Source organism: Arthrobacter sp. 01T419 (assembly GCF_056398865.1).
In genome coordinates this window covers 39492-61350 of the sequence record NZ_JBFTQF010000020.1, presented here as the reverse complement: position 1 = coordinate 61350, position 21859 = coordinate 39492, and the positions used below count along the sequence as shown (strand labels likewise).

At 62.9% G+C, this 21859-nt stretch carries 17 protein-coding genes and 1 pseudogene; 8 read left to right on the top strand and 10 right to left on the bottom strand.

Annotated elements, in window-relative coordinates; all coding sequences use genetic code 11:
- From AC1DLO_RS20970 to AC1DLO_RS20960, 3 genes are all read right to left on the bottom strand, one after another.
- Positions 1-324 (bottom strand): SUMF1/EgtB/PvdO family nonheme iron enzyme (locus AC1DLO_RS20970; RefSeq protein WP_476914596.1); only part of this gene is annotated, 324 nt, incomplete at its 3' end.
- 9 nt (positions 325-333) lie between these two features.
- Entirely contained in the window at positions 334-915 is a 582-nt protein-coding gene (locus AC1DLO_RS20965) for a PadR family transcriptional regulator (protein WP_476891615.1), read from the bottom strand.
- 59 nt (positions 916-974) lie between these two features.
- On the bottom strand, positions 975-2537 hold the full coding sequence (locus AC1DLO_RS20960) for a sulfatase family protein (RefSeq protein ID WP_476891614.1): 1563 nt from the start codon (positions 2535-2537) through the stop codon (positions 975-977).
- A 296-nt stretch (positions 2538-2833) separates the two neighbouring features.
- Here AC1DLO_RS20960 and AC1DLO_RS20955 point away from each other — a divergent pair, with 296 nt between their 5' ends.
- From AC1DLO_RS20955 to AC1DLO_RS20925, 7 genes are all read left to right on the top strand, one after another.
- Positions 2834-4357, top strand: coding sequence for an ABC transporter substrate-binding protein (locus AC1DLO_RS20955; RefSeq protein ID WP_476891613.1), 1524 nt, complete (start codon positions 2834-2836; stop codon positions 4355-4357).
- A gap of 68 nt (positions 4358-4425) precedes the next feature.
- Positions 4426-5367, top strand: coding sequence for an ABC transporter permease (locus AC1DLO_RS20950; RefSeq protein ID WP_476891612.1), 942 nt, complete (start codon positions 4426-4428; stop codon positions 5365-5367).
- Positions 5364-7202: a dipeptide/oligopeptide/nickel ABC transporter permease/ATP-binding protein gene (locus tag AC1DLO_RS20945; RefSeq protein WP_476914595.1), complete on the top strand. Its 1839-nt coding sequence runs from the start codon at positions 5364-5366 to the stop codon at positions 7200-7202. The genes AC1DLO_RS20950 and AC1DLO_RS20945 overlap by 4 nt, the downstream gene beginning before the upstream one ends.
- Positions 7199-8035, top strand: coding sequence for an ATP-binding cassette domain-containing protein (locus tag AC1DLO_RS20940; protein ID WP_476891610.1), 837 nt, complete (start codon positions 7199-7201; stop codon positions 8033-8035). Before AC1DLO_RS20945 ends, AC1DLO_RS20940 begins: the two co-directional genes overlap by 4 nt.
- 9 nt (positions 8036-8044) lie before the next feature.
- Positions 8045-9421 (top strand): sulfatase family protein, encoded by a 1377-nt coding sequence (locus AC1DLO_RS20935; protein ID WP_476891609.1) that lies wholly within the window; start codon positions 8045-8047, stop codon positions 9419-9421.
- Positions 9418-11076: a sulfatase family protein gene (locus AC1DLO_RS20930; protein WP_476891608.1), complete on the top strand. Its 1659-nt coding sequence runs from the start codon at positions 9418-9420 to the stop codon at positions 11074-11076. The genes AC1DLO_RS20935 and AC1DLO_RS20930 overlap by 4 nt, the downstream gene beginning before the upstream one ends.
- Positions 11077-11136: 60 nt before the next feature.
- Positions 11137-13623 (top strand): glycoside hydrolase family 3 protein, encoded by a 2487-nt coding sequence (locus tag AC1DLO_RS20925; protein WP_476891607.1) that lies wholly within the window; start codon positions 11137-11139, stop codon positions 13621-13623.
- Between the two features lie 706 nt (positions 13624-14329).
- Here AC1DLO_RS20925 and AC1DLO_RS20920 read toward each other — a convergent pair.
- From AC1DLO_RS20920 to AC1DLO_RS20910, 3 genes are read right to left on the bottom strand one after another with little or no spacing between them, the layout of a single operon-like run.
- A complete protein-coding gene (locus AC1DLO_RS20920; RefSeq protein WP_476891606.1) occupies positions 14330-15361 on the bottom strand; it encodes an SLAC1 family transporter in 1032 nt (343 codons plus the stop codon).
- The gene (locus AC1DLO_RS20915; protein WP_476891605.1) at positions 15358-15882 is read right to left on the bottom strand and encodes a PaaI family thioesterase; all 525 of its coding nucleotides are present in this window, start codon (positions 15880-15882) and stop codon (positions 15358-15360) included. Before AC1DLO_RS20915 ends, AC1DLO_RS20920 begins: the two co-directional genes overlap by 4 nt.
- 48 nt (positions 15883-15930) lie before the next feature.
- Entirely contained in the window at positions 15931-16647 is a 717-nt protein-coding gene (locus AC1DLO_RS20910; RefSeq protein ID WP_476891604.1) for an SDR family oxidoreductase, read from the bottom strand.
- A gap of 127 nt (positions 16648-16774) precedes the next feature.
- On the opposite strand from AC1DLO_RS20910, the gene AC1DLO_RS20905 reads away from it, so the two are divergent.
- Positions 16775-17257, top strand: coding sequence for a winged helix-turn-helix transcriptional regulator (locus AC1DLO_RS20905; protein WP_476891603.1), 483 nt, complete (start codon positions 16775-16777; stop codon positions 17255-17257).
- Between the two features lie 480 nt (positions 17258-17737).
- Here AC1DLO_RS20905 and AC1DLO_RS20900 read toward each other — a convergent pair.
- From AC1DLO_RS20900 to AC1DLO_RS20885, 4 genes and pseudogenes are all read right to left on the bottom strand, one after another.
- A pseudogene (locus AC1DLO_RS20900) lies at positions 17738-17917 on the bottom strand (ABC transporter permease); the annotation flags it as partial.
- Positions 17918-18373: 456 nt separating this feature from the next.
- The gene (locus AC1DLO_RS20895) at positions 18374-19165 is read right to left on the bottom strand and encodes an SDR family NAD(P)-dependent oxidoreductase (RefSeq protein ID WP_476891602.1); all 792 of its coding nucleotides are present in this window, start codon (positions 19163-19165) and stop codon (positions 18374-18376) included.
- Between the two features lie 102 nt (positions 19166-19267).
- Positions 19268-20083 carry a sugar phosphate isomerase/epimerase family protein gene (locus AC1DLO_RS20890; protein WP_476891601.1) on the bottom strand — a complete coding sequence of 272 codons (816 nt, stop codon included), beginning with the start codon at positions 20081-20083 and terminating at the stop codon, positions 19268-19270.
- A gap of 182 nt (positions 20084-20265) precedes the next feature.
- Positions 20266-21684, bottom strand: coding sequence for an MFS transporter (locus AC1DLO_RS20885; RefSeq protein ID WP_476891600.1), 1419 nt, complete (start codon positions 21682-21684; stop codon positions 20266-20268).
- Positions 21685-21859: the final 175 nt, after the last annotated feature.

Genomic DNA, 21859 nt, shown 5'->3' with positions numbered 1-21859 from the left:
CATCCGGTTGGTGACCGCGGTCGCATCAATACGGAAGGCATCGAGGCGCACGTCATGCACGGGGCCCTCGCCGTCGGCGGGGTACCCCTCGCCAAAGGCGTCTCCCATGGCAAACACGCCGCCGGGAATCAGCACGTCCTCGTGGGTGGCGGGCGAGGATTCGGGAGGAGCAGCGCCGTCGACTGCGGCTACCGGAAGGAGGCGTTCGACGTCGGGCCGTCCCGCGGCGTTGGCCGGGTCCGTTGCGTTGTCCAGGCCTGGCGCGCGGGGCGCGGGGCAGCAGCTCCCGGCTATGGCCGCATGCGTCCCGTTGTCCTCGATCATGATTTCCTCTTAGGGCGTCTTTCCGATGAGCGACTGGAGTCGGCGTTCTGTTGCTTCGAGCCAGGCGATGAGGTTGGACACCATGTAGTGTCCGCGTTCGTTCTGCATCAGGAACCACTCCTCGCTCCATTGTCGTTCTTCCGCCGTGGCATCGGCACTGACCAGCACTTCGTCAAAAGTCCGATCAATGTTGGCTTCCCGTTCTCTACGGTAAGCCAGTTCGATCCGCACCAATTCGAGCGCTTTCTCCGGTCCTGTGCTTCCGGCGAAGCGGAGCCGGACCTGGAAGTCCGGGTCAAGCGGCCGGGGCGAGGGTATGTAGGGAGAGTCGATCCATTCCTGCAGGGTGGCGTGGCCGGCAGTAGTGATTCGGTAGAGCTTTGCATCGGGACCGGAGCTGCGCGGATCCAGGAACTGGGTGGCCCACCCCCATTCCACCAGCTTTCCCAGCTGGCGGTAGATCTGCGACGTCTTGGCGGTGTATCCCACGAAGGGGCCGTGGCCCTCGAGCCATTTCCAAGAGTCGTAGCCTGTGCGGTCTCCGGTGGAGAGTAAGCCCAGCAGAATGACTTCCAAACGACCCAATGACACTTTCGCCTCCTGAGGGCGCTGGGTAGAAGCGCCTTTGAGGAGGATATCCGGTGCGGCGGTCACTCGGTGCTCATCATGGCTTCGTACCGCCTGCGCATGGCGGCACGGTCGTCAGTCGATAGGGGTACCTGTGCGTGCCAGGATACGTGGGTGGCCCCGTTCTTGGGATGCAACCGTTCCAGGAGGTCATCGGCAAGATGGGCGCGCCCTGTGTTCCTGAGATGCTCCATGTAGTTGTCGGGTTGGTTGTACAAGGTGGGCCCGGTCTGGAGCGCGCCCTGCATGGGGTCCGGGAGGGCGCCCGGAGTGCCGGCATAGAAGCTCAGCCATTCGAACAGATGGGAGCGCATTTGAATGGCGAGGTCCGGTTCGATGTCGATGAGGTTGCGGGTCAGGTAGGGGTCCTCGGTGACATTGAACAGCGATTCCCACTCGGCTCGGAAGCAACCCGGGTGGTAGGTGCGGATGTATAGGTGGTCTCGGGTGCGGACGGCGCGCTGGTATGTATGGGCACCATGGCCCCATACAAGGTAGGGGCGGGAGTCGATTGTTCTGCCCCGGACGGCTGCGGCGTAGGACTGGCCCTGCCACTTTTCGGGCTGTTCCAGACCTAGGAGGTCAAGGATGGTCGGTGCGAAGTCGATGTTGTAGAGCAGGGCGTCGTTCCGGCCTGCGGCCACTCCAGGCTGGTCGGTGATGCCCGGCCAGTGAATGATCATGGGGAGGCGATGGACCGGCTCGGAGGCAAGGCCGTGTTCGGCGTAAAGGCCGAGCTCGCCAAAGGACTCACCGTGGTCCGAGGAGACGATGATGGCCACTTCATCGGCCAAGCCCATTGCCTCGATGGACCGCCGAAGCCTGCCGAATTCGGCATCCCAGAAGTGGATGGCTCCGTCGTAGCCGTTGATGAGGTGCTCGAAGTCTGCTCGGGTGCGGATGGCGTCCGGCATGTTGTGCGGGACCCGGGACTTCCGCGGAGCGCCTGAGTAGTGAAGATCAAGGGCGCTTCGGGCGCCGTACACTTCGGCGTGGGCGTCGATGGCTTCCTGGTCCGGCCACGCAGGGGCAGGGCCGGAGGCGGCCGCCTTGGCCGTCCAGGATTCATCCTGCAGGTAGTCCGTGTGCGGGTCCCAATAGGTCACGTGCAGGTACCAGTTCTCCACGTTGCGGTGCCGCTCGATCCAGTCGACGGCGGCATCCGTGATCATGTCCGCCGGTTCATCGCCCATGTCCGGAGTGACCTGAACGTTCTCACGGAAGTTCCCCATGAAGTAGTAGGCGCGGTGCCGTTCGGCAAACGATGAGACCGCCGCGCAGGTGTATCCGGCTGCGTTGAGTGCCTGTCCCAGCAAAGGGCGGCCCGGGTGGGGAGCATGCCCGGCGTCCAGGCGGAACCGGGAGTCGTCCCCGAAATGGCCGATCACACCGTTGGAGATGCCGTGCTGGCCGCTTGTCAGTGCTGTACGGGAGGGCAGGCACGGTGAATCGGAGCAGTAGTACCGGTCGAACATCACGCTGTTCCGGGCCATTTCGTCCAGGTTCGGCGTGATCTTGCGGTCGTAGCCGTAAGGCCCGGTGTGGTCGGGACGGAGGGAGTCTACGTCCACGTAAATGATCTTCATCGATCTTGTCCTGTCTTGTGCGGGCGGTCTTGTGCGGGCGGTCTGGATCTGGCGGAGCAACTCCTGCCGCCTTGAGTCCATACTCGGTGGCGTTCTGTAACTGTTATAGCACTAGTGGAACAGTTAGCGACAGAGTAAACCCATAAAAACCGGAACTAAGCTATGTGCATAGTTTTATAGAAAAGGCCTTGTGTGTTGGATCACAACCTGCCATTCTGTAGCTAACTGTTCATCGTCGAGCAGAAGGCACCGAGCGCCGACGCTTCGGGTGCCTCCCCAGCTGAAAGGACGTAAAGATGCGTTTCACCAAAGCAGGTTTGGCAGTAACACTCACTGCAGGCCTCGCGCTGACCGGCTGTGCCAGCGGAAGTGGCAGCCCTTCCCAACCCTCCAAGACCATCACCTTGGGAAACATCCTTGCGCCGACCACGTTCGAGGCGAGGAACATGAACTGGGGAAACCAGTCGGTCTATGCCCAGGCGGTTTACGACGGGTTGCTGAAGCCGGCACCCAACGGCAAGGATGTCCAACCGTCCCTGGCTACGAAGTGGGAATACAACGCGGACAAGACGGTTTTGACCATGACCCTCCGGGACGGCGTCGTCTTCTCGGACGGCACGCCGTTCACCGCAGAAGTCGCCGCTCAGAACCTGCTGCGTTTCCGGGACGGCACCTCCCCGCAGAAGTCGAAGGTCGCAGACCTGGCCGATGCCAAGGCCCAAGACAAGACGACCCTGGTGATCACGCTCAAGCGGGCAAACCCGGCGTTCCTCATCTATCTCGCCCAAGCGGCCGGCCTGCAGGAAAGTCCGGCGGCCTTCGGCAAGGCGGACGCGCAGACCAATCCGGTCGGTTCCGGCCCTTACACCCTGAACACCAGCCAGACGGTGGTGGGCACGTCCTACAAGTTTGAGAAGAACCCCAAGTACTGGGATGCGAACTCGGTCAAGTACGACACCCTCACCATCAACGTCTACACCGACGCCACGTCCGAGCTCAATGCCTTGCGGGGCAAGCAGTTGGACGCCGCAGCAGTGGGGGACAACAGCATTCTCCCGCAGGTTGAAGCTGCCGGCTTCAAATCCAACGGACAGAACCTGAACTTCGCCGGTCTCCTCCTCTTCGACCGTGCAGGCAAATCCAACCCGGCGCTGGGCAACGTGAAGGTCCGGCAGGCCATCAATTATGCCGTGGATGCGGCCGCCATGCTGAAGGTGGTCGGCCTGGGACGAGGCGAGGCCACAGGCCAGGTCTTCCGGCCGGAATCTCCCGCTTATGAAGACACGCTGAACTCGACATACAAGTTTGACCCGGACAAGGCCCGCAAGCTCCTGGCCGATGCCGGCTACACAAGCGGCCTGGAACTGACGCTGCCGACATCGCCGGCATTCCCGAAGTCCTTGGGGCCCCTGCTGCAGCAGCAACTGGGGGACGTCGGCATCAAGGTCAAGTACGTTGACACGGGCACCAATATCATCGCGGATCTCCAGGCACAGAAGTACGGACTCTCCTATTTCACGCTGCAACGCGACGCGAACGACTGGCAGCTGATCAGCAACTTGATCGCGCCCAACGCCACCTGGAACACCTTCAAGTACCAGGACCCCAACGTAGACGCACTCCTAGCCACGATCCGCACGGGGAGCGAGGCCGACAGCGCTGCGGCACTCAAGAAGTTGAACGAATACGTCGTTGACCAGGCATGGTTCGCCCCGTGGTATGCGCCGACCAACTATTTCGTCACCAATGCCGGCACGAGCGTCGTACTCAACCAGGGCAATGTCTGGCCCAACCTCTGGAACATCACGCCCAAGGCCTGAGGCCCCGGCGGGGACCCGTCGACGAGGGTCCCCGCCCGGCCATCCCCACGAATCGAGAGATCACTAAAATGCTTACCTTTATCGGGCGAAGGCTGCTGACGGGCGTAGCCCTGCTGGCCGCCATCACCACGTTTGGATTCACGCTCCTCTACCTTGGCGGTGGCGACATTGCCAGGAAGATCCTCGGCGAGAACGCCGATCAGCAAACCGTCGCCCTCAAGGCCCAGGAACTGGGCCTGGACCGCCCGGTTCTGGTCCAGTACGGCGACTGGATCTCCCACGCCGTCCGGGGTGATCTCGGCACTTCCTGGTTCAGCGGTCAGCCGGTCCTTGACGCCATCAGCTCGCGCCTGTCGGTGACGCTGTCGCTGGTGACAGGCGCCATCATCCTCATCGCCGTCATCTCGGTGGTACTGGGCGTGCTCGCCGCCACCAAACGCGGATGGGTTGACCGGTTCGCCCAGCTCCTGGCCATTGCGGGCCACGCGATCCCCGGCTTCCTGTTCGCGGTGGGACTGGTGCTCGTGTTCGCCCTCACCCTGGGCTGGTTCGACCCCACCGGCTACGTGTCGTTCCTGACCTCCCCCACAGGGTGGGCGAAAACGGTCACACTTCCGGTGATCGCCCTCGCCCTCGGCGGCATCGCCAGCGTCACTCAGCAGGTTCGCGGCTCCGTGATCGATGCCCTGCGCAACGACTACGTACGGACCCTGCGCAGCCGCGGAATTCCGGCAGGCCGCGTGGTCCTCAAACATGTCCTGCGCAACGCCGCCGGTCCGGCCCTCGCGGTCCTCGCCGTCTATTTCGTGGGGCTTCTCGGCGGGGCGGTGATCGTCGAGCAGGTCTTCGCCATCCCCGGACTCGGCCAAGTGGCCGTACAGGCCACGACCCAGGGAGACATTCCCCTCGTCATGGGGCTGCTCGTCGCTACCGGCATCCTCGTCATCATCTTCAACCTCCTTGTAGACCTGGCCCAGGGCTGGCTCAACCCGAAAGTGCGTCTGTCATGAGTACACCCGTCCACGCCCCAGATCCCCAGCTCGCCAACGTAGCGGCCGAGGCCGCGGCCCAGGCATCCCTTCTGCGCCGCGTTCTGCGCAACCCACTGGCCCTGGCCTCCCTGATCTTCCTTGCTGTGGTCATCATCAGCGCCGCTGCTGCTGCGTTGTTGGCGCCACACAACCCCAATACGGCAGACATATCAGCGGTCCTGTCGTCCCCGGACAGCAGTCACCTTCTCGGCACTGACGGCGCAGGCCGCGACGTGCTCTCAAGGCTCCTCTTCGGGGCGCAGTTCAGCCTTGCCGGCGCGTTGCTAGCCCTCGTCACCTCCATGGTGATCGGCGTGACCGGCGGCCTGTTGGCTGGGTACTACGGCAAATGGATCGATACCGTGTCGACCTGGGTCATCTCCATGCTGATGGCACTCCCGGCGATCATTGTCCTGCTGGCCGCGCGCGCCGTCGTCGGACCGTCCCTCTGGGCATCGATGCTGATCTTCGGCGTGATGCTGTCTCCGGCCTTCTTCCGGCTTGTCTACGCGTCTGTTTCCGCCGTCCGGAACGAGCTCTACGTCGATGCTGCGCGGGTCTCCGGCCTCAGTGACACTCGGATCATCGGCATCCACATCCTCACCGTTGTCCGCGCACCCATCGTGGTCCAGTCCGCGATCGTCGGCGGCGTTGCCCTTGCCGTCCAGTCCGGACTTGAGTTCCTGGGCCTGGGCGACATCAACRTCCCCACCTGGGGCCAGATGCTCAGCGACGGGTTCACCAACCTCTACGCGGCCCCGTTGCTGATCATCTGGCCGGCCCTCGCCATCGGCCTCACCCTGATCTCGCTGACCCTGCTCGCCAACAGCCTGCGAGACGAACTCGAACGCTCAAACGCGCCGCGCCGGCGCCGTCGCAAGCAGCCCGCGGAACAACCCGCCGTCGCCGGCGAAGAAGTCATGCGGCACGACGACGGCGGCCCGGACGGCGAGGCGGTCCTCCGGATCGAGAACCTCTCGGTCGGGTATGAGACGGGCGACGGCGGCACGAAGCGTGTTGTCCACGACGTCTCGCTGACGGTTGCCCGCGGCGAAGTCCATGGGCTCGTGGGCGAATCCGGTTCGGGCAAGACCCAGACGGCGTGGTCAGCCCTGCGGCTGCTGCCCGAAGGCGGCAGGATCACGGGAGGCTCGATCTTCTTCCACGGGGACGACGACCTGGCCGCCCTGAATGAGAAAGACATGGAGAAGATCCGGGGCTCCCGCATCGCCTATATCCCCCAGGAACCCATGTCCAACCTGGACCCGTCGTTCACGATCGGCAGCCAATTGGTGGAGCCGATGCGAATCTGCCTCCGGATGTCCAAGAAGGACGCAACAGCACGCGCGCTGGCGCTCCTGGCCCGGGTGGGAATCCCCAACCCCGAGCGGACGTTTGCCGCGTACCCGCACCAGGTCTCCGGCGGAATGGCCCAACGCGTCCTCATCGCCGGGGCGATCTCCTGCAACCCCGACCTGCTCATCGCGGACGAGCCCACCACGGCACTCGACGTCACCGTCCAGGCCGAGGTCCTGGACCTGCTGCGCGACCTGCAATCGGAATTCCGCATGGCCGTCATCCTCGTCACCCACAACTTCGGCGTCGTCGCAGACCTCTGCGACCGCGTTTCGGTGATGCGGCTGGGCAGGATCGTGGAGACCGGCCCCACGCGGTCCATTTTCGCGGACCCGCGCCACCCCTACACACGAGAGCTCCTCGGAGCCATCCTCGGTGAAACCAGCCCCCGCGGACCACTCGCCACCTTCGATGCTGGACCCAGTGCCAGCCCGTCCCGGAAGGGAGCCTTGCGATGAACCAGCCATTGTTGGACATCCAAAACGTCACGGTCGAATACCCGGCAAAGGGTTTTCGGGCCAAGCCATTCCGGGCCCTCAGCAACGTCTCACTCGACGTGCGCGCCGGAGAATGCGTCGGCCTGGTGGGGGAGTCCGGATCAGGAAAGACCACACTGGGCCGCGCAGTCCTGGGTCTTGCACCCGTGACCGAAGGCAAGGTGCTCTTCCGCGGACAGGACATCGCCCACGCCGGACGCTCCGAACGCAGGGAACTCGCTACCGACATCCAGGTCGTCTTCCAAGACCCCTACACCTCACTGAACCCATCCCGGACAGTCGAGCAGATCCTTGCCGAACCGCTCACCGTCCGGAAGGTCCCGCGCGCCGAATCATCCAAGCGCATCAAAGCGCTGTTCGAGATGGTCAGGCTCCCGGCCGACTCGGGGAACCGACTGCCGCGCGAATTCTCCGGAGGCCAAAGACAACGCATCGCGATCGCCCGGGCCCTTGCCCTGAAACCACAACTCATCGTCTGCGACGAACCCGTGTCCGCTCTGGACCTATCCACCCAGGCACGCGTCCTGGAACTCTTCAAGGACATCCAGGAACAGACACATGTGGCGTACCTGTTCGTTTCACACGACCTCGAAGTCGTCCGGCACATCAGCCACCGGGTGGCCGTCATGTACCGGGGTGACATCGTCGAATTCGGCGACGGCGACCAGGTCACCAGCGCACCCCGGCACCCCTACACCCAGCGACTCTTCTTCGCCGCACCGGTTGCCGACCCTGAAGCCCAGGCGCAACGACGCGAAGAACGACACCGGCTCCTCGCCGAACAGAATACGTAGGGAGCACCCGTGACAAATATCCTCCTGATCACCGCCGACGACATGGACGGCAACACCCCCGGATCATTCGGAGGTCCGGCCGGAGCCACGCCCAACCTGGACCGCCTTGCCGGGGATGGGATGGTATTCCGACGGGGCCATGTCCCTGCGGCGGTCTGCCAGCCCAGCCGGTCCGCGCTAATGACTGGACTTTGGCCGCACCGCAATGGCGCCGAGGGGTTTGAACCGATCAACGACGGCATCGGAGTCATCAACGACCTGCTCAAAGGGGCGGGCTATCGTGTGGGCATCCTGGGCAAGATCGACCACCTCCAACCGGTGGAACGCTTCGCCTGGGACACGGCAGTGAATATGCGCGAACTCGGCCTGGGCCGCAACCCCGCGGCGTATGGAAGCAGGGCCGAAGAGTTCATCACGGAGGCAACACGTGAAGGACGGCCATGGTTCCTCATGGCCAACGCTCACGATCCGCACAGGCCTTTCCACGGCAGCGAAAATGAGCGGCAAGAATGGACTTCGGAAGAACGCGAGCTCTACCCGGAGCCCTCCAAGGTATTCGAAGCAGCCCAGGTCCAAGTCCCCGGATTCCTTCCCGACCTGCCCGACGTCCGCACCGAGTACGCCCAATACCTCAGTTCGGCCCGCCGCTGCGACGACGTCGTCGGGGCAGTCCTCGATGCCCTGGAACGCTCCGGAGCAGCAGATGAGACCCTGGTCATCTTCCTCTCCGACAACGGCATGGCGTTTCCCTTCGCGAAGGCCAACTGCTATTTGCGCAGCACCTTGACTCCGTTAGTTGTCCGCTGGCCGGGGGTAACCACTCCAGGCACCGGCAACGCGGACGACTTCGTGAACATGCTCGACCTGTTCCCCACGTTCTGCGACGCGGCCGGTGTCCCAACGCCGGCCGGGCTCGACGGCAGTTCCCTCCTCCCGCTGCTCCTCCAGCAGCGGGAGGAGGGGCGCGAACAAGTATTCACGGTATTCCACGAAACCGCGGCGAAACAGCGCTACGAAATGCGCTGCGTACAGGACGCCAGCTACGGCTACATCTGGAACGCCTGGGCGGACGGCCAGACGCAGTACAGGGCTGAAAACATGTTCGGCCTGTCCTGGAAGGCAATGCTTGCCGCAGCCGAAGACGACCTCGATATCCGCCACCGCGCAGACTTCTACGTCTCCCGGGCGCGCGAGGAACTCTACGATCTCGCATCCGACCCCGATTGCCTGCATAATCTCGCGGCTCAGCCTTCGTTGGCCCCCGTGCTTGCCGCAAAGCGCGAGGCCCTGTCGACATGGATGACTGAAACCGTGGATCCGTTGGGGGCTACTTTCACGGCCGAAGCCGAGGCAGCCAGCGAATTACTGGGCAGCTCCGGCAAATGAACCGCACCAATATCGTGTGGATCTCCACTCATGACATCAACCCCGACCTGGGCTGTTACTCGGGTGTCTGGGCCGGGGCAGAGTACGCGGTGACGCCCCGTCTTGACCGGCTCGCTGCTGAAGGGGCCAGGTTTGACCGCGCGTTCGCCTCCGCTCCGGTGTGCGCGCCGGCACGGTCGGCGATCATGACCGGCTGCTTCCCAACGGCGATCGGGACGATGCACATGCGCACCAAGGCCGTGCCCCCGCCAGAGGTGAGGCTGCTGCCTGAATATTTCCGGCGGGCCGGCTATTACTGCACGAACAACTGGTTCACTGACTTCCAGGTCGACATTCCGCCCACCGTTTTTGACGATTGCTCACCTGCTGCGCATTGGCGGAACCGGCCGAACCCCGACACCCCGTTCTTCGCGGCATTCCACGGCATGGCCACCCACGAATCCGAGATCTATCTGGACGACGAAGCATTTCAGGCTGTCACGGTGAACGTACGGGCCGCGGACAGGCATGATCCGGCGTCGGCGCCCTTGCCGCCGTACTATCCGGACACGGCCGTGTTCCGGCGGGCGTGGGCACGGTACTCGGACCTCATCACCGAGATGGACCACTGGGTGGGGACCATCCTGGACCAGCTGGAGGAAGACGGACTGGCGGAAAACACGATTGTGGTGTTCTGGTCCGATCACGGGAAGGGCATGCCCCGGGCCAAACGTTGGACCACGGAAGCCGGTCTCCGCGAGCCACTAATCCTGCGCTGGCCCGGCGTGATTCCTGCCGGCACCGTACGCGGAGATCTGGTCCACACCATGGATCTGGCCCCGACGATGCTGCGGGCCTGCGGACTGCCTGTTCCCGAATATATGCACGGCGTCCCCTTGTTCGGCCCGGACGGATCCTTCGCAGAGCAGCCGAACGAGTATGTCTACGGCGGACGGGACCGGATGGATGAAGCCGAGGACACCTCCCGCACAGTCCGGGACCAGCGCCTCCGATACATCCGCAACTTCCACCCGGATCGCCCGCCCATGCTCCATACCGACTACCCGGACCGGCTACCGACGTGGTCCGAACTGCGCCGCATCGCGTCGGAAGAGGCAAAACAGCTCGCTTGCGGTGAACCCCGTAACCTGTTCACCGATCTTCAGCGCACGCTCGTGGCCTCGTCCAAGCCCGCCGAAGAACTCTACGACCTCGTCGCGGATCCCCACGAAACCCAGAACCTCGTCGCCGACGCAGCCTATGCCGCGGACCTTGACCGGTTCCGAGATGCGCTGGCGCGGTGGCAGGGCCGCTTCGGGGACTTGGGCCTGATGAGCGAAGCGGAGCTCATCGACCGTTGGCGCCCCGCCGGTCTGCCCCGGACGACAGCCGCACCCCTCATTGTCCAGACGCCAGACGGGGTGGAGGCTCAGTGCCTCACCGACGGGGCGTCCATCGCGTGGACCGCAGACCCTCCCGTCCCCGTCCAGGACCGAAACCCCATGGAACGAGCTGCGGGAAGCCCTGAAATGGACGGACGGCGCTGGCATCTGTACTCCGGACCAGTCCTGAACGACGACGGCGAGCGACTGTGGTTCCGTGCGTGGCGGATCGGGTTCCAGCCCAGCAAAGAAACCCTTGCACCGGTGCCCGCCGGGGCGGAACACGCAAAGTAGCAGGAACAACTCTCAGGCCCAAGTGGCCACCAACAAGGCACTTTCAAGATAGGAACATTTATGGAAACGCTCCCTCCGGATCACCGTTCGGCCAATCAGCTTGTCATTGACCAGCGCCTAGAATCCCTTCTGGCCCGGCTGAGCCTTGAGGAGAAGGTGCGGTTGTTGACGGGCCGGGATTTTTGGACGACGTGGCCGGTGGAGAAGATCGGGCTGCGGCGGATGTTGTTTTCGGACGGTCCGACGGGGGTGCGCGGGGAGGTCTGGGATGAGCGTGAACCGTCGATGAATTTCCCGTCAGCGACGGCGATCAGCTCCAGCTGGGACCCGGCCATGGCCGACCGGCTGGGTGCTGCATCAGCGGTCGAGGCCCGCCGCAAGGGTGTCGACGTCGTTCTGGGTCCGACGATCAACCTGCACCGTTCCCCGTTGGGTGGCCGGCATTTCGAGGCGTTCAGCGAGGATCCGGTCCTGACCGGTGAACTCGCGGCCGCGTATGTGGCCGGGGTCCAGCGCAACGGCGTCGGCGCCACCCCGAAGCACTACGTGGCCAACGACTCCGAGACGGACCGGTTCACGGTGGACGTTCTCGTCGACGAGCGCCCATTGCGCGAGCTGTACCTGTTGGCGTTCGAGAAAGCCATCGTGGACTCGAAGGCTTGGCTGGTGATGAGCGCGTACAACTCGATCAACGGGGCCACGGCCACGGAAAACGAGTTGCTGGAAACACCGCTGAACAGCGAATGGGGTTTCGACGGGGTCGTGATCAGCGACTGGACCGCAGTGCGCAGTGTCAACTCCGCCAGCGCTTCCCAGGACCTGGTCATGCCCGGCCCTGACGGGCCGTGGGGCGCAGAGCTCGTACTGGCGGTCAAGTGCGGGAAGGTCCCGGAGGCGAGCATCGACCGGAAGGTGCTGCGGATCCTGCAGCTGGCCGCTCGGGTCGGAGCGCTGGAAGGGTTCGAGCCTGTGCAGGCCGAACCGGCGGACCGGGAGGACCCGCTCGCGTTCGCGAGGGAAGCGTCCGCGGCCGGCACCGTGATGGTGAAGAACGACGGCGTGCTGCCGCTGGAGCCTGCCTCTGCCGGCAAGATCGCGGTGAGCGGGCACAACGCCTTGCAGGCCCGCACCCAGGGCGGCGGATCTGCCACCGTGCTGCCCGAGAAAATCGTCACACCTTTGGAGGGGATCCGTGCAGCCTTCGGCGAGGAAAACGTCTCCTACAGTGTCGGCGCGGTGGTGCAGGAAGGCATCGCCGAACTGCCTTTGGAGCAGTTGACCAACCCGGTGACCGGCGGCCCGGGGCTGCGGGTGCGCTTCTTTGCTTCCACCAACACCGAGCTCTTCGCGGAGAACCGCCGTTCCACCGCGTTGGTTTGGTTCGGCGGGGACGCTCCGATCGCGGAGTCCTCCATGGTGCAGTTCCAGACCCTCTACACCCCGGAGGAGACCGGCACTATCCGCCTGGGCTTCGCCACCGTCGGTCACGGCCGGATCTTCCTGGACGGGCAACTCCGGCACGAAGCCACGATCGTCCCCGTTGGCACCGACCTGGGGGCCGCGTTCCTCGCCCCGCCCTCGGAAACCATCCCCGTCCACGTCACCGCCGGCACACCCGTCGACGTCCGGATCGAGCTGGACCTCGCCAACCGAGCCACCGAGCTGTCCAACGCGCTCAGCGTCACAATCGGCACGGAGGCTGACAACCCCGACCCCGAAGCGCTCATCATCGAAGCCGCCAAGGCCGCACGTGAAGCCGACGTCGCCGTCGTCGTCGTCGGCACCAACTCCCGGGTGGAATCCGAAGGCTACGACCGCACCGGCCTGGAACTGCCAGGCATGCAGGACCGCCTGGTCCACGCCGTCGCTGCCGCCAACCCGCGCACCGTCGTGATCGTCAACTCCGGTTCCCCCGTCCTCATGCCCTGGCGCCGCGAGGTCGCGGCCACCCTGATCGGCTACTTCGGAGGGCAGGAATTCGGCAACGCCCTCGCGGACATCCTCACCGGACAATCCGAACCAGGCGGCCGGCTCCCCACTACCTGGCCCGCCACCCAAGGCAGCGTCCCCGTCCTCAACACCACCCCCGACGCGGCCGGCAAACTCCGTTACAACGAAGGCATCCACATCGGCTACCGCGCCTGGCTCAAAGCCGGCGCTACCCCCGCCTACGAATTCGGGTACGGACTCGGCTACACCGAATGGACCCTTGACTCCGTTGACGCTCCTGCGATTGCGGTGCCCGGCGCCGTCGTGCCCCTCGATGTGACTCTGACCAACACCGGCACCCGCCCCGGCAAACAAGTCATCCAGGTCTACGCCGAACGGCACGGCTCGGCCGTGGACCGTCCCGTGCGCTGGCTCGTTGCCTTCGCCCCCGTGTGGGCTGAACCCGGCGAGACCCTCACGGCGGTCATCAACGTGCCTACCCGGCTCCTGGCATATTGGGACAACGGCTGGGCCTACGAACCCGGGGACTACCGCCTGCGCATCGGCACATCAGTCACTGAGCTTCCGCTGTCAGTGGGCTTGGAGCTGAGTGCCTAGGCAGGTCACCTGCCACGGGTATTGGCGCCCGTCGGAGGCGGGTTTAAAGTCGGTGGGTAGTTTCTGCCGCGTGGGCGGTTCCGGGGCATTACGTACTGTGCGTGTTCTCGAGCGCGCGGACACCTTCGGTGATCCCGAGATCCATGCGGCGGCATAGTCGCCGCCGCCGGCGCCTGCAGCGTCGATCACTGGGGGTCGCCCTGCCGGCCTGAAACAAAGTCCGTCGGCGAGGTGCGATGTAGGATCGCGGCATGACGGTCCCCGTTAGCGTACAGACTGTTCGCCCCCGCAGGCGGGCAGCCGTCCGGCGCGAGGCGACGCCGGATGAAGTCGGCTCGACATGGGGCCGGCGGTGGGCAAGGTCTGGGACTTCATTCGCAGTCAGCCGGATCTGTGGAGGGATGGCCACAACATCTTCGCTACCACCACCCGAACAGGCCCGACGAGCCCCTTCTGTGCGACTTCGGCGTCGAAGTCACACGTGCCTTTCCAAGGCCCGGAATGCGGTTCGAGTCTCACCTCGGGCACAGTGTTTCCGCGGGTCAGGGGTTTTTGGGCTCTGATTGCGCACAGATTGTGGTGTGRAGAGCCCCTGCGGGAATGGGCGGCGCTGGACACCCACAAACGCTCTGAAGCGGGTTGCCGTGCCCGACGTGTTGCCACATCGCCCCTTCCCTGTTTCAAAAGCTGGTTGCAGGCAGCAGTTTCAGCTTCTGTTTTCCGTGCCCGGCTCGTCCCGCTGTTTTGGGGCGATGGCTGTTGGGGCGGTGCGAGCGGCAATGACCAGGGTAAAGGCTGTCGCGAGGCCCAGAATCGTCCAGGCGTAGATCTCCCGGCCGGGGAGATCGGTTGTCGCCAGCCAGCGGATGGCATAGTTCGCGGTGGCACCCACGGGAAAGGTGAACACCCAAAACATTTGTGTGAAGGGAAGCTTTCGGTACTCGGGGACGAGCATGACCTGCATCAGCACCATGAACAGCAGCACGCCTGTTAGGCCGAGCTGGACTGCCCCCACAGGGCCTGGATGTGACACCATCCAGGCGATGTTGGCCGTTGCCGGCGCAGCGAGGTATGCGGACAGTCCGATCTTGGCAGCTGGTGGCACCTCGCCGCCGCTCATCAGGCGCACGGTGACGACCGTTCCCATGACCAGCCAGAAGAACACGCCAGCGCCAAACGCGGCCACGGCCGCATTAAGGGCGTGGATGCTTGAGAACCCGATGCTGGCAACGAAGGCCCCGGCCGAGACGGGCAGCAGGTAGCCGGGATGGATGGATTGCATGGATACCCCGCCGGTGACCCAGTGCGCGAGGAGCTGGGCAGCGACGACGGCTAGGCCTGCAATGAAAGCCATACACAGCCAGGCGCCCCATGGCGGCAGATACTGGCTGTAGTGCGACGAAAGCAGGATCCCCACTAGGGGGATGAAGGACGCAAAGGGCCCCGCCACTTCGTGTCTCAGGTCGGCCCGGAATGTTCCTTTTCGGCGAAGGCCCCGAAAAACGTAGACGGCGGTCAGAATCAGCCATAGAGCGCTGGCTGCCCCGTAAAAGATTTCCTCCGGCCACATCGGGGATCCGAGAGAACTCCTCGCGGCGGACCAGCCGCCGCCAAGACCGGCAAGCCCCAAGGGAATGCCGAAGCGGCTCAACGCCGGCATTCCCGACAGGGTGGCCGGGGGCAAGGCGCGGACCTGAGGGGCCGGCGTCAGCGCAGCTGCGGTGCCAGTATCAGTCATCTCGTCAGTCCGCCCGGTTGGTGCGTGAAGATGAGCAGCGTGCTCGTCGCGGTGGCGAGGAGTTCTCCGTCGGCGGTGCTGAGGCGGCCTTCGGTGAATATCACGCGCGAGCCTGTTTTCACGACTGATCCCTCTGCGCGAAGTGCGCCCTTCTGGAGTGTGAGGGGCCGCAGATACTTGACCGCCAGGTCGATGGAGATGTATCCGATCCCGGCTTCCAAGGTGGTGTGTGCTGCGCAGCCCAGCACCGTGTCGAGGAGCGTGCAGGCCAGGCCGCCGTGCACCATCCCGAGGGGGTTGTAGTGCGCTTCGCCAGGCTGGCACTGGAACTCGACGTGTCCGTGCCTCGCGTCGACGAGATCGAATTTCATAAGGGAAGCGATCGGTGGCGGCGCGATGCTGCCTTCGCGGAGGCCGGAAAAGTAGTCCAGACCAGACAGCCGTGGCAGCTGCTCGAGCGCGATTGCCGGATCAATCCAGGTGAAGGTTTCCGAGCGTTGCGCTGAGGCGTTGGTTGACACCGGGGTTTCCTCCTTGAGTTCTCCGCAGGTCTTCAGGGTTTCCCGCGGTCATGCGGGGGCATTGGCCGGCAAAGCCGGGTACAGATCGGAGATCGGGCCGGACAGGCCGAGCTTCACGCCGGCGCTGATCTCGTCCACGATGACCTCGTAATCACCTTGCTCGAGCCCGTCGAAGGACTTCCGTGCGACTTCCTCGGGGGAGGTCTTCGGGGCATCGACGCCCTTAGCCATGGCTGTGTCCATGTAGCCGACGTGAACACCGGTGACCTGGGTGCCTTGAGGTGCCAGTTCCACGCGGAAGGAGTTGGTCGCTGACCACAACGCGGCCTTTGATGCGCTGTAGGCGCCGGTGAGTGCGATCCAGCTGAGCACCGAGTGGATGTTGAGGACCGCTGACGTCGAGCTGGTGGCGAGTACCGGTGCGAATGCCCTAGTCAGGGCGACGGGTCCGAAGAAGTTGGTCTCCATGACGTCGCGGATCTCCTCGTCGGACAGTGCCAACAGAGTGTCGGATTCGATGCTCGTACCGGCGTTGTTGATTAGGACCGTGACGTCCTGGGCCTGGGCGACGGCGGCCCGGATCGAGTCAGCGTCGGTGACATCGAGTGTGAGAGGGACGACCCGGGGATCGTTCCACTCTCGCGTACGTCGGGCTGTCGCATACACCTTCGCAGCGCCACGGGTGAGAGCCTGTTCCACGAGCTCGCGGCCCAGTCCTCCGTTCGCGCCGGTGACTAGGACGACGGAGCCAGATAGCAGTGGCATAGTTTTCTCCTGATGTCGGATAGGGCGGCGACGCGGTTGTTGCGGCCTCAGAGTCTCAGGCTATCCGAGTCGGTTGGATTTTCCAACTCACTGTATACTTGGAGAAAGTACCGAAAGCAGGTGAACGATGAATCCGCCGACCGATGCGGCAGCAGGCGCGCCGAGGGCGTGTTTCATCGCTGCAGGCCTTGACGTGTTGGGGGAGCGGTGGGCGCTGCTGGCGCTTCGCGAGATGTCGCTGGGCGTTCACCGGTTCGACCAGATCGCCCGTAATACGGGCGCGTCCCGCGACATCCTGACCGGCCGGCTGCGCACACTCGAAAGCCATGGCGTGATCGAGCGCGTCCAGTACTCTGAGCGCCCTCCGCGCTACGAGTACCACCTCACAACTTCCGGAGCCGAAGTCGCGCCCATCCTCATTTCACTCGCGGCGTGGAGCAGCACATGGATGCGCGACGAGACACCCCGCGCCTCCTACAAGCACAGTTGCGGGGCCGACCTGAAGCCGTTGGTGTCGTGTGCGGAATGCGGTGAGGAATTCAAGCCAGGAAGCTTGATGCTGGGACCGCTTGTGTCAACGGCCGGTACGGACCCGACGTCCGGCCAATAACCTCTGAAACCCGACAGGGGACGACGGCGGTACATCCCGCCGTCGTCCCCCGGCCACCGTTGCGCCCGGCTTTCGCCGGTTTGATTCCTTGGAATCAAGCCTCAGGTATCTTCCCGAAGCAGATCGACGACGGTATCGCGGTGTCGTAGGGTGAATGGCCCGCTGCGTATCTCTAACCGATCTGCGCGTACAGGGCTTCTGCTTCCGGATTGTTGCCGCTGGTTTGAAGAATGACTGGCGCCAGCCGCAGCTGCGATCCTTTCCAGTTCCGCCACTAGTCGAGTCGCCGCGCGAGGCCACGCGCTGCCGGGTCCGTAATGACACGCCTGACCTCCCACCCGCCGTCCAGCAGCGAGGTGCCCCATGCCCTATAGCCTCCCTGAAGAAGGTAACAACGAAGACATTCGATACAAAGTCTTCAGGTGCGTCCAGGATCAGTGCGACGAATGCTCTCTCTCGGGCGCCTTCTCGAGGGCGGGGCTGGAACTGAACGATCGCGAATCCGAATCCGGAAGACGAAGCGAACATTTCGGAAATGACCATCAAAATCAGGCCAATTGAAAGGCATTGCCGGACGCCCCAGTCTGAGAGGCCGTGGGTGCGGGCACCGTCAGACAGGACGCTGTCGACGGCCCGCACTCCTTCGATCGTGTTCAAGAGATGCCGAACGTCCTGACGCCTGGGACCAAAGCCCGCCCCCTCCGCTATCAAAACTGGGCCCACCTAAACCCGGGTGATCGAGGCACCTCAAACGGCACGGGTCGCGCAAGAGCAGGGCACCCCTCGACGACGTTGGCGAAGACGCAACATACTTTTGGGTCCGGATCGAGGGGCAAAGCCGAACGCTCGTCTTTGACGGTGACGGATCAATTGTTCGCGCAATCTCCGCTAGCCACCCACCGGCGAGGCGTCCGCTCAGCTATGACCTAATAGCTCTCCTGGAACCCTAGGGATACAAGACGAAGGGATTAGGCCAGGCCCGCGCTCCGTGGCAACGGCGGGGGCAGGGCTATGCCTGGGTATGGCGTCGTGCGTGGTGAGCGCTGCGGAGGCGGGGCTGCCGCTGTTCCCGGGCGACGGCTACGTCACTTCCCGGGTACCAATACAGGTCGGGCTTCAAGATTTAGAGCTAGGTCGACCTGGAATATGGCTAAGAATGGACTTAGAGAAGCCACCATCGACACAGATGTCTTGCCCGGTGACATAGCCCGATAGTGGGCCTACAAGAAATTCGATTACGTTCGCAATGTCGATGGGGTCTCCAATTCTTGACAACGGAATAATATCTTCCCTCGCTTTCTTAATTTGGGGATCGACATACATTTTTTCAGTCATCCGTGTATGAGTCATACCCGGGGATACCACATTTACACGAATTCCGTCAGGTGCCCATTCCAGTGCGAGTGTTTGGGCTAGCATTGTCAATGCAGCCTTGCTGGGGCTGTAAGCACCTGATCCGGCATGTGGTAGCTGGCCAGACATTGAAGAGGTAAAACAAGCGGAACCGCGGCTATGCCTCAAATGTGCGTAGCTTGCTTTGGCAAGAAGCCACGCGCCGCGGAGGTTAACGGAGAACATGCCGTCCCAGTCCTCAATGGATAGCTCGCATATTGGACCAGGGCTAGCGATTCCGGCATTTGCCACCAACGCGTCTAGCCCACCGAATTTGGCTACCGCAGCTCCTACAAGCTGACTTGGCACTTCGGGATCACCGAGGTCGCCCGCCAATGCGATGGCGGTACCTCCCATTGACTGGATTGAACGAACAACTTGTTCTTGGCTAGCGTTCGATTCGTGTCCACACACCGCAATCATCGGGTGTACGCCCCGAGCGAGAGCCGCCTCTGCGAGTCTCAGGCATGTAGCTGCGCCTATGCCGCTACTTCCGCCACTGACCAAAACTCTCATCGCACACACTCCGTTTGACAGGGATTCACTTGGGAATCATTTTTGACTACCAAAATATGATAGAAAATCATAGACTACAAACCTCTCAGCTCGCTTTGCAATTCAATTCGCAATGAGTTCCCAGCCTTGATTTTTGAGATCCTGCATTGCCTTCTTAAATTCCTGTACGGGGTTCTCTTCGCGAATGATCTCGAGAACAACGTTATTGACTCCGCAGGTTGTTTTGACGGCCTTTCCTAACCCGTCCCAGTCGATCACTCCAGTGCCGATTGGATCATGACCCCAGGTTTCCCTGCCCGTATCAGAAATATGCACAAGTCCAATTGATTCGTGATTCTCAAGCAAACTTGCTACGGGATTCTCCCCTATGTAGGCAGCATTGGCGACATCGTACACGATCTTGAGTGAGTCATCGTTGACGGTACGTACGATACCTGCCAGGTCCTGGATGGTAGGAGTGAAGCAATATGGAGTGTTTTCCATAAGTAGTCGTATGCCAGCCTGTTTGGCCACCGGAATCAGAATCGCCAGGCTCTCGTACATCCACCCATAGGTCTTTTCGAGCGATGGTGAAATCATGGGACGTCTTGTGCCGGGGGATATTACAACCTCGGGGACATCCCAAGCTACAGCTAGGTCAATCACCGACTTGATGTGCTCAATACTTTTGCGACGCATATTAGCGCCGGGGCTAGCCAAATTGATGTCATATCCACCGGCATTCAGCGACCTGATTTTGGCGCCGTATTCATTGAGTCTTGCATAAATTGCCGAGCGCTCCGAGCTGGATGTTTCATCCGGCCAGCAATGCGGAGAGCTAATCGGAACTTCAAAAGTCTCATATCCATTGTCGGCGAGTTCCGCAATCGCATCAATTGCCGTAGCTGACCAAAGATAGGAAAATGTATTAATAATCATACAGAACATCCTCGCAATACTGTGCGTGTGGAGAAAGCTTGTTTCATTCATAACGCAATGTGAATTTCGATCCTGGGTAAAGGATCGCACCGTTGGAGAGCCAGACGGCCCGAAGAGACCAGGGGCAGACGCGCCCCTTCTTGTCTATTCGAGCCGCCACGGCTTCCCAGGGACAAGCGTGCCTACTGGGAACGTTTCGCCTCGTCGCTGGCCGACGAAATGCTCAAGAGCAGGTGCTCGCCTTCGAGTACTTCGGGGTCGGCGGGAGCTACGGTGGCACGTCCTGCCCGGCTGCCGGTCTCGGGCAAGGTGAAGTAGACGATGAGGCAGAGGGCAACAACAACTGTCATGTAGATCGCGACATACATGGGATGTCCGGCGCCGACGAACGCGGCGGCGATCAACGGCGCGGTACCACCGAAGACGGCGATCACGATTTGGTGTGCGAAGCCGATGCCGGATACACGGACTGAGGCGGGGAACAGTTCTGCCTGGATGGTCGGGTAGACGGCTTGCCAGATACCGAGAACCACCCACCCGGACGCCGATACCAGAACGTAGACGCCGAAGCCCGGCTGGTTCAGCAGCAGGAGCATGGGGTAGAAGAGAACGATCATGCCGATGGCACCGATGATCGGGAAGATTTTGCGTCGGCCGAGTCGATCAGAGAGCGCGCCGCAGATCGGCACGATGACAACGAGCAGGGCTAGCCCGATAACGTTTCCGGCCAGGGTGGAGGCCAGGTCCCGGCCGGTGGTCAGTTTGGCGTAGGTGGGAAGGAAAGTGGCCCAGGTGTAGTAGGCCACTGCAGGGGCGGACAGCGCTGCTGCCTGCAGCAGCGCCTTCGGGTGTTCGCGAAGCAGGTCCATCAGGCGGGCCGCGGCGGACTTTTGATCGACGAGGGCAGTTGCCTCAAACTCGGGGGTCTCTTCTGCCCGGGCCCTCAAGACAATGCCGACGACGCCGAGGATGCCCCCCAGGACGAACGGGATGCGCCAACCCCAGGCGGCGAGGTCCGCTGGAGTAAAGGATGATGTCACCATTGCCGCGGCGCCGGTCGCTGCGAGGGTCGCCAGGCCGCTTGCCATGTTGGTGAACGAACCGAACAGGCCCCTCCGGTTCGCGGGAGCGTGTTCCACCATGAATGCGATGGCGCTCTGCCCTTCACTCCCGGCCGAGATTCCCTGGAGGATGCGCGCAACCAGAAAGAGAACGGGCGCTGCATAGCCGATGGTCGCAAATGAAGGTGTGAGGCCGATGATCAGAGCACCGAGCGCCATCCCGGAGATGGATAGAGTCAGGATGCGCCTTCGGCCGAATCGGTCGGCCAGTGGAGAGATGATGATTCCGCTGAGCGGGCGTACGACAAACCCGAGCGCGTAGGTGAGCAGGGCTGCGATAAGGGAGGCGAACGGGGAATCGCTTGGAAATATCTGTGATGAGAACACCGCTGCCAGCAGCCCGTAGACGTACCAGTCGTACCACTCCACGAAGTGGCCGATCGTGCCTGCCACCATATTGACGGTGCGGCGAGGATGCTCAGACACGTCGGCTAGCTCCGAAGGGTCTGGACTGCCGACGGCTTCTTTTGAGGTCTTCATTGAACTCTCCATATTTTCACGTTTGCTGCGGAGGGGGTATTGGAATATTCCCGGACACATGAAACGGTGTGCGGGTTTTGCCCGGCTGTAACTCGGCTCGACGGGACAGCCGACTGCCAAGGCCAAGTGCCGGCGCAACGCATAGGCGCTGCCTGACTTGCAGTGGGAGAGAAGC

Coding starts and splice junctions, on each gene's coding strand:
- AC1DLO_RS20930 (WP_476891608.1), top strand. CDS start 9,418: ATGAACCGCACCAATATCGTGTGGATCTCCACTCATGACATCAACCCC.
- AC1DLO_RS20890 (WP_476891601.1), bottom strand. CDS start 20,083: ATGATTATTAATACATTTTCCTATCTTTGGTCAGCTACGGCAATTGAT.
- AC1DLO_RS20940 (WP_476891610.1), top strand. CDS start 7,199: ATGAACCAGCCATTGTTGGACATCCAAAACGTCACGGTCGAATACCCG.
- AC1DLO_RS20885 (WP_476891600.1), bottom strand. CDS start 21,684: ATGAAGACCTCAAAAGAAGCCGTCGGCAGTCCAGACCCTTCGGAGCTA.
- AC1DLO_RS20950 (WP_476891612.1), top strand. CDS start 4,426: ATGCTTACCTTTATCGGGCGAAGGCTGCTGACGGGCGTAGCCCTGCTG.
- AC1DLO_RS20925 (WP_476891607.1), top strand. CDS start 11,137: ATGGAAACGCTCCCTCCGGATCACCGTTCGGCCAATCAGCTTGTCATT.
- AC1DLO_RS20920 (WP_476891606.1), bottom strand. CDS start 15,361: ATGACTGATACTGGCACCGCAGCTGCGCTGACGCCGGCCCCTCAGGTC.
- AC1DLO_RS20960 (WP_476891614.1), bottom strand. CDS start 2,537: ATGAAGATCATTTACGTGGACGTAGACTCCCTCCGTCCCGACCACACC.
- AC1DLO_RS20905 (WP_476891603.1), top strand. CDS start 16,775: ATGAATCCGCCGACCGATGCGGCAGCAGGCGCGCCGAGGGCGTGTTTC.
- AC1DLO_RS20895 (WP_476891602.1), bottom strand. CDS start 19,165: ATGAGAGTTTTGGTCAGTGGCGGAAGTAGCGGCATAGGCGCAGCTACA.
- AC1DLO_RS20955 (WP_476891613.1), top strand. CDS start 2,834: ATGCGTTTCACCAAAGCAGGTTTGGCAGTAACACTCACTGCAGGCCTC.
- AC1DLO_RS20910 (WP_476891604.1), bottom strand. CDS start 16,647: ATGCCACTGCTATCTGGCTCCGTCGTCCTAGTCACCGGCGCGAACGGA.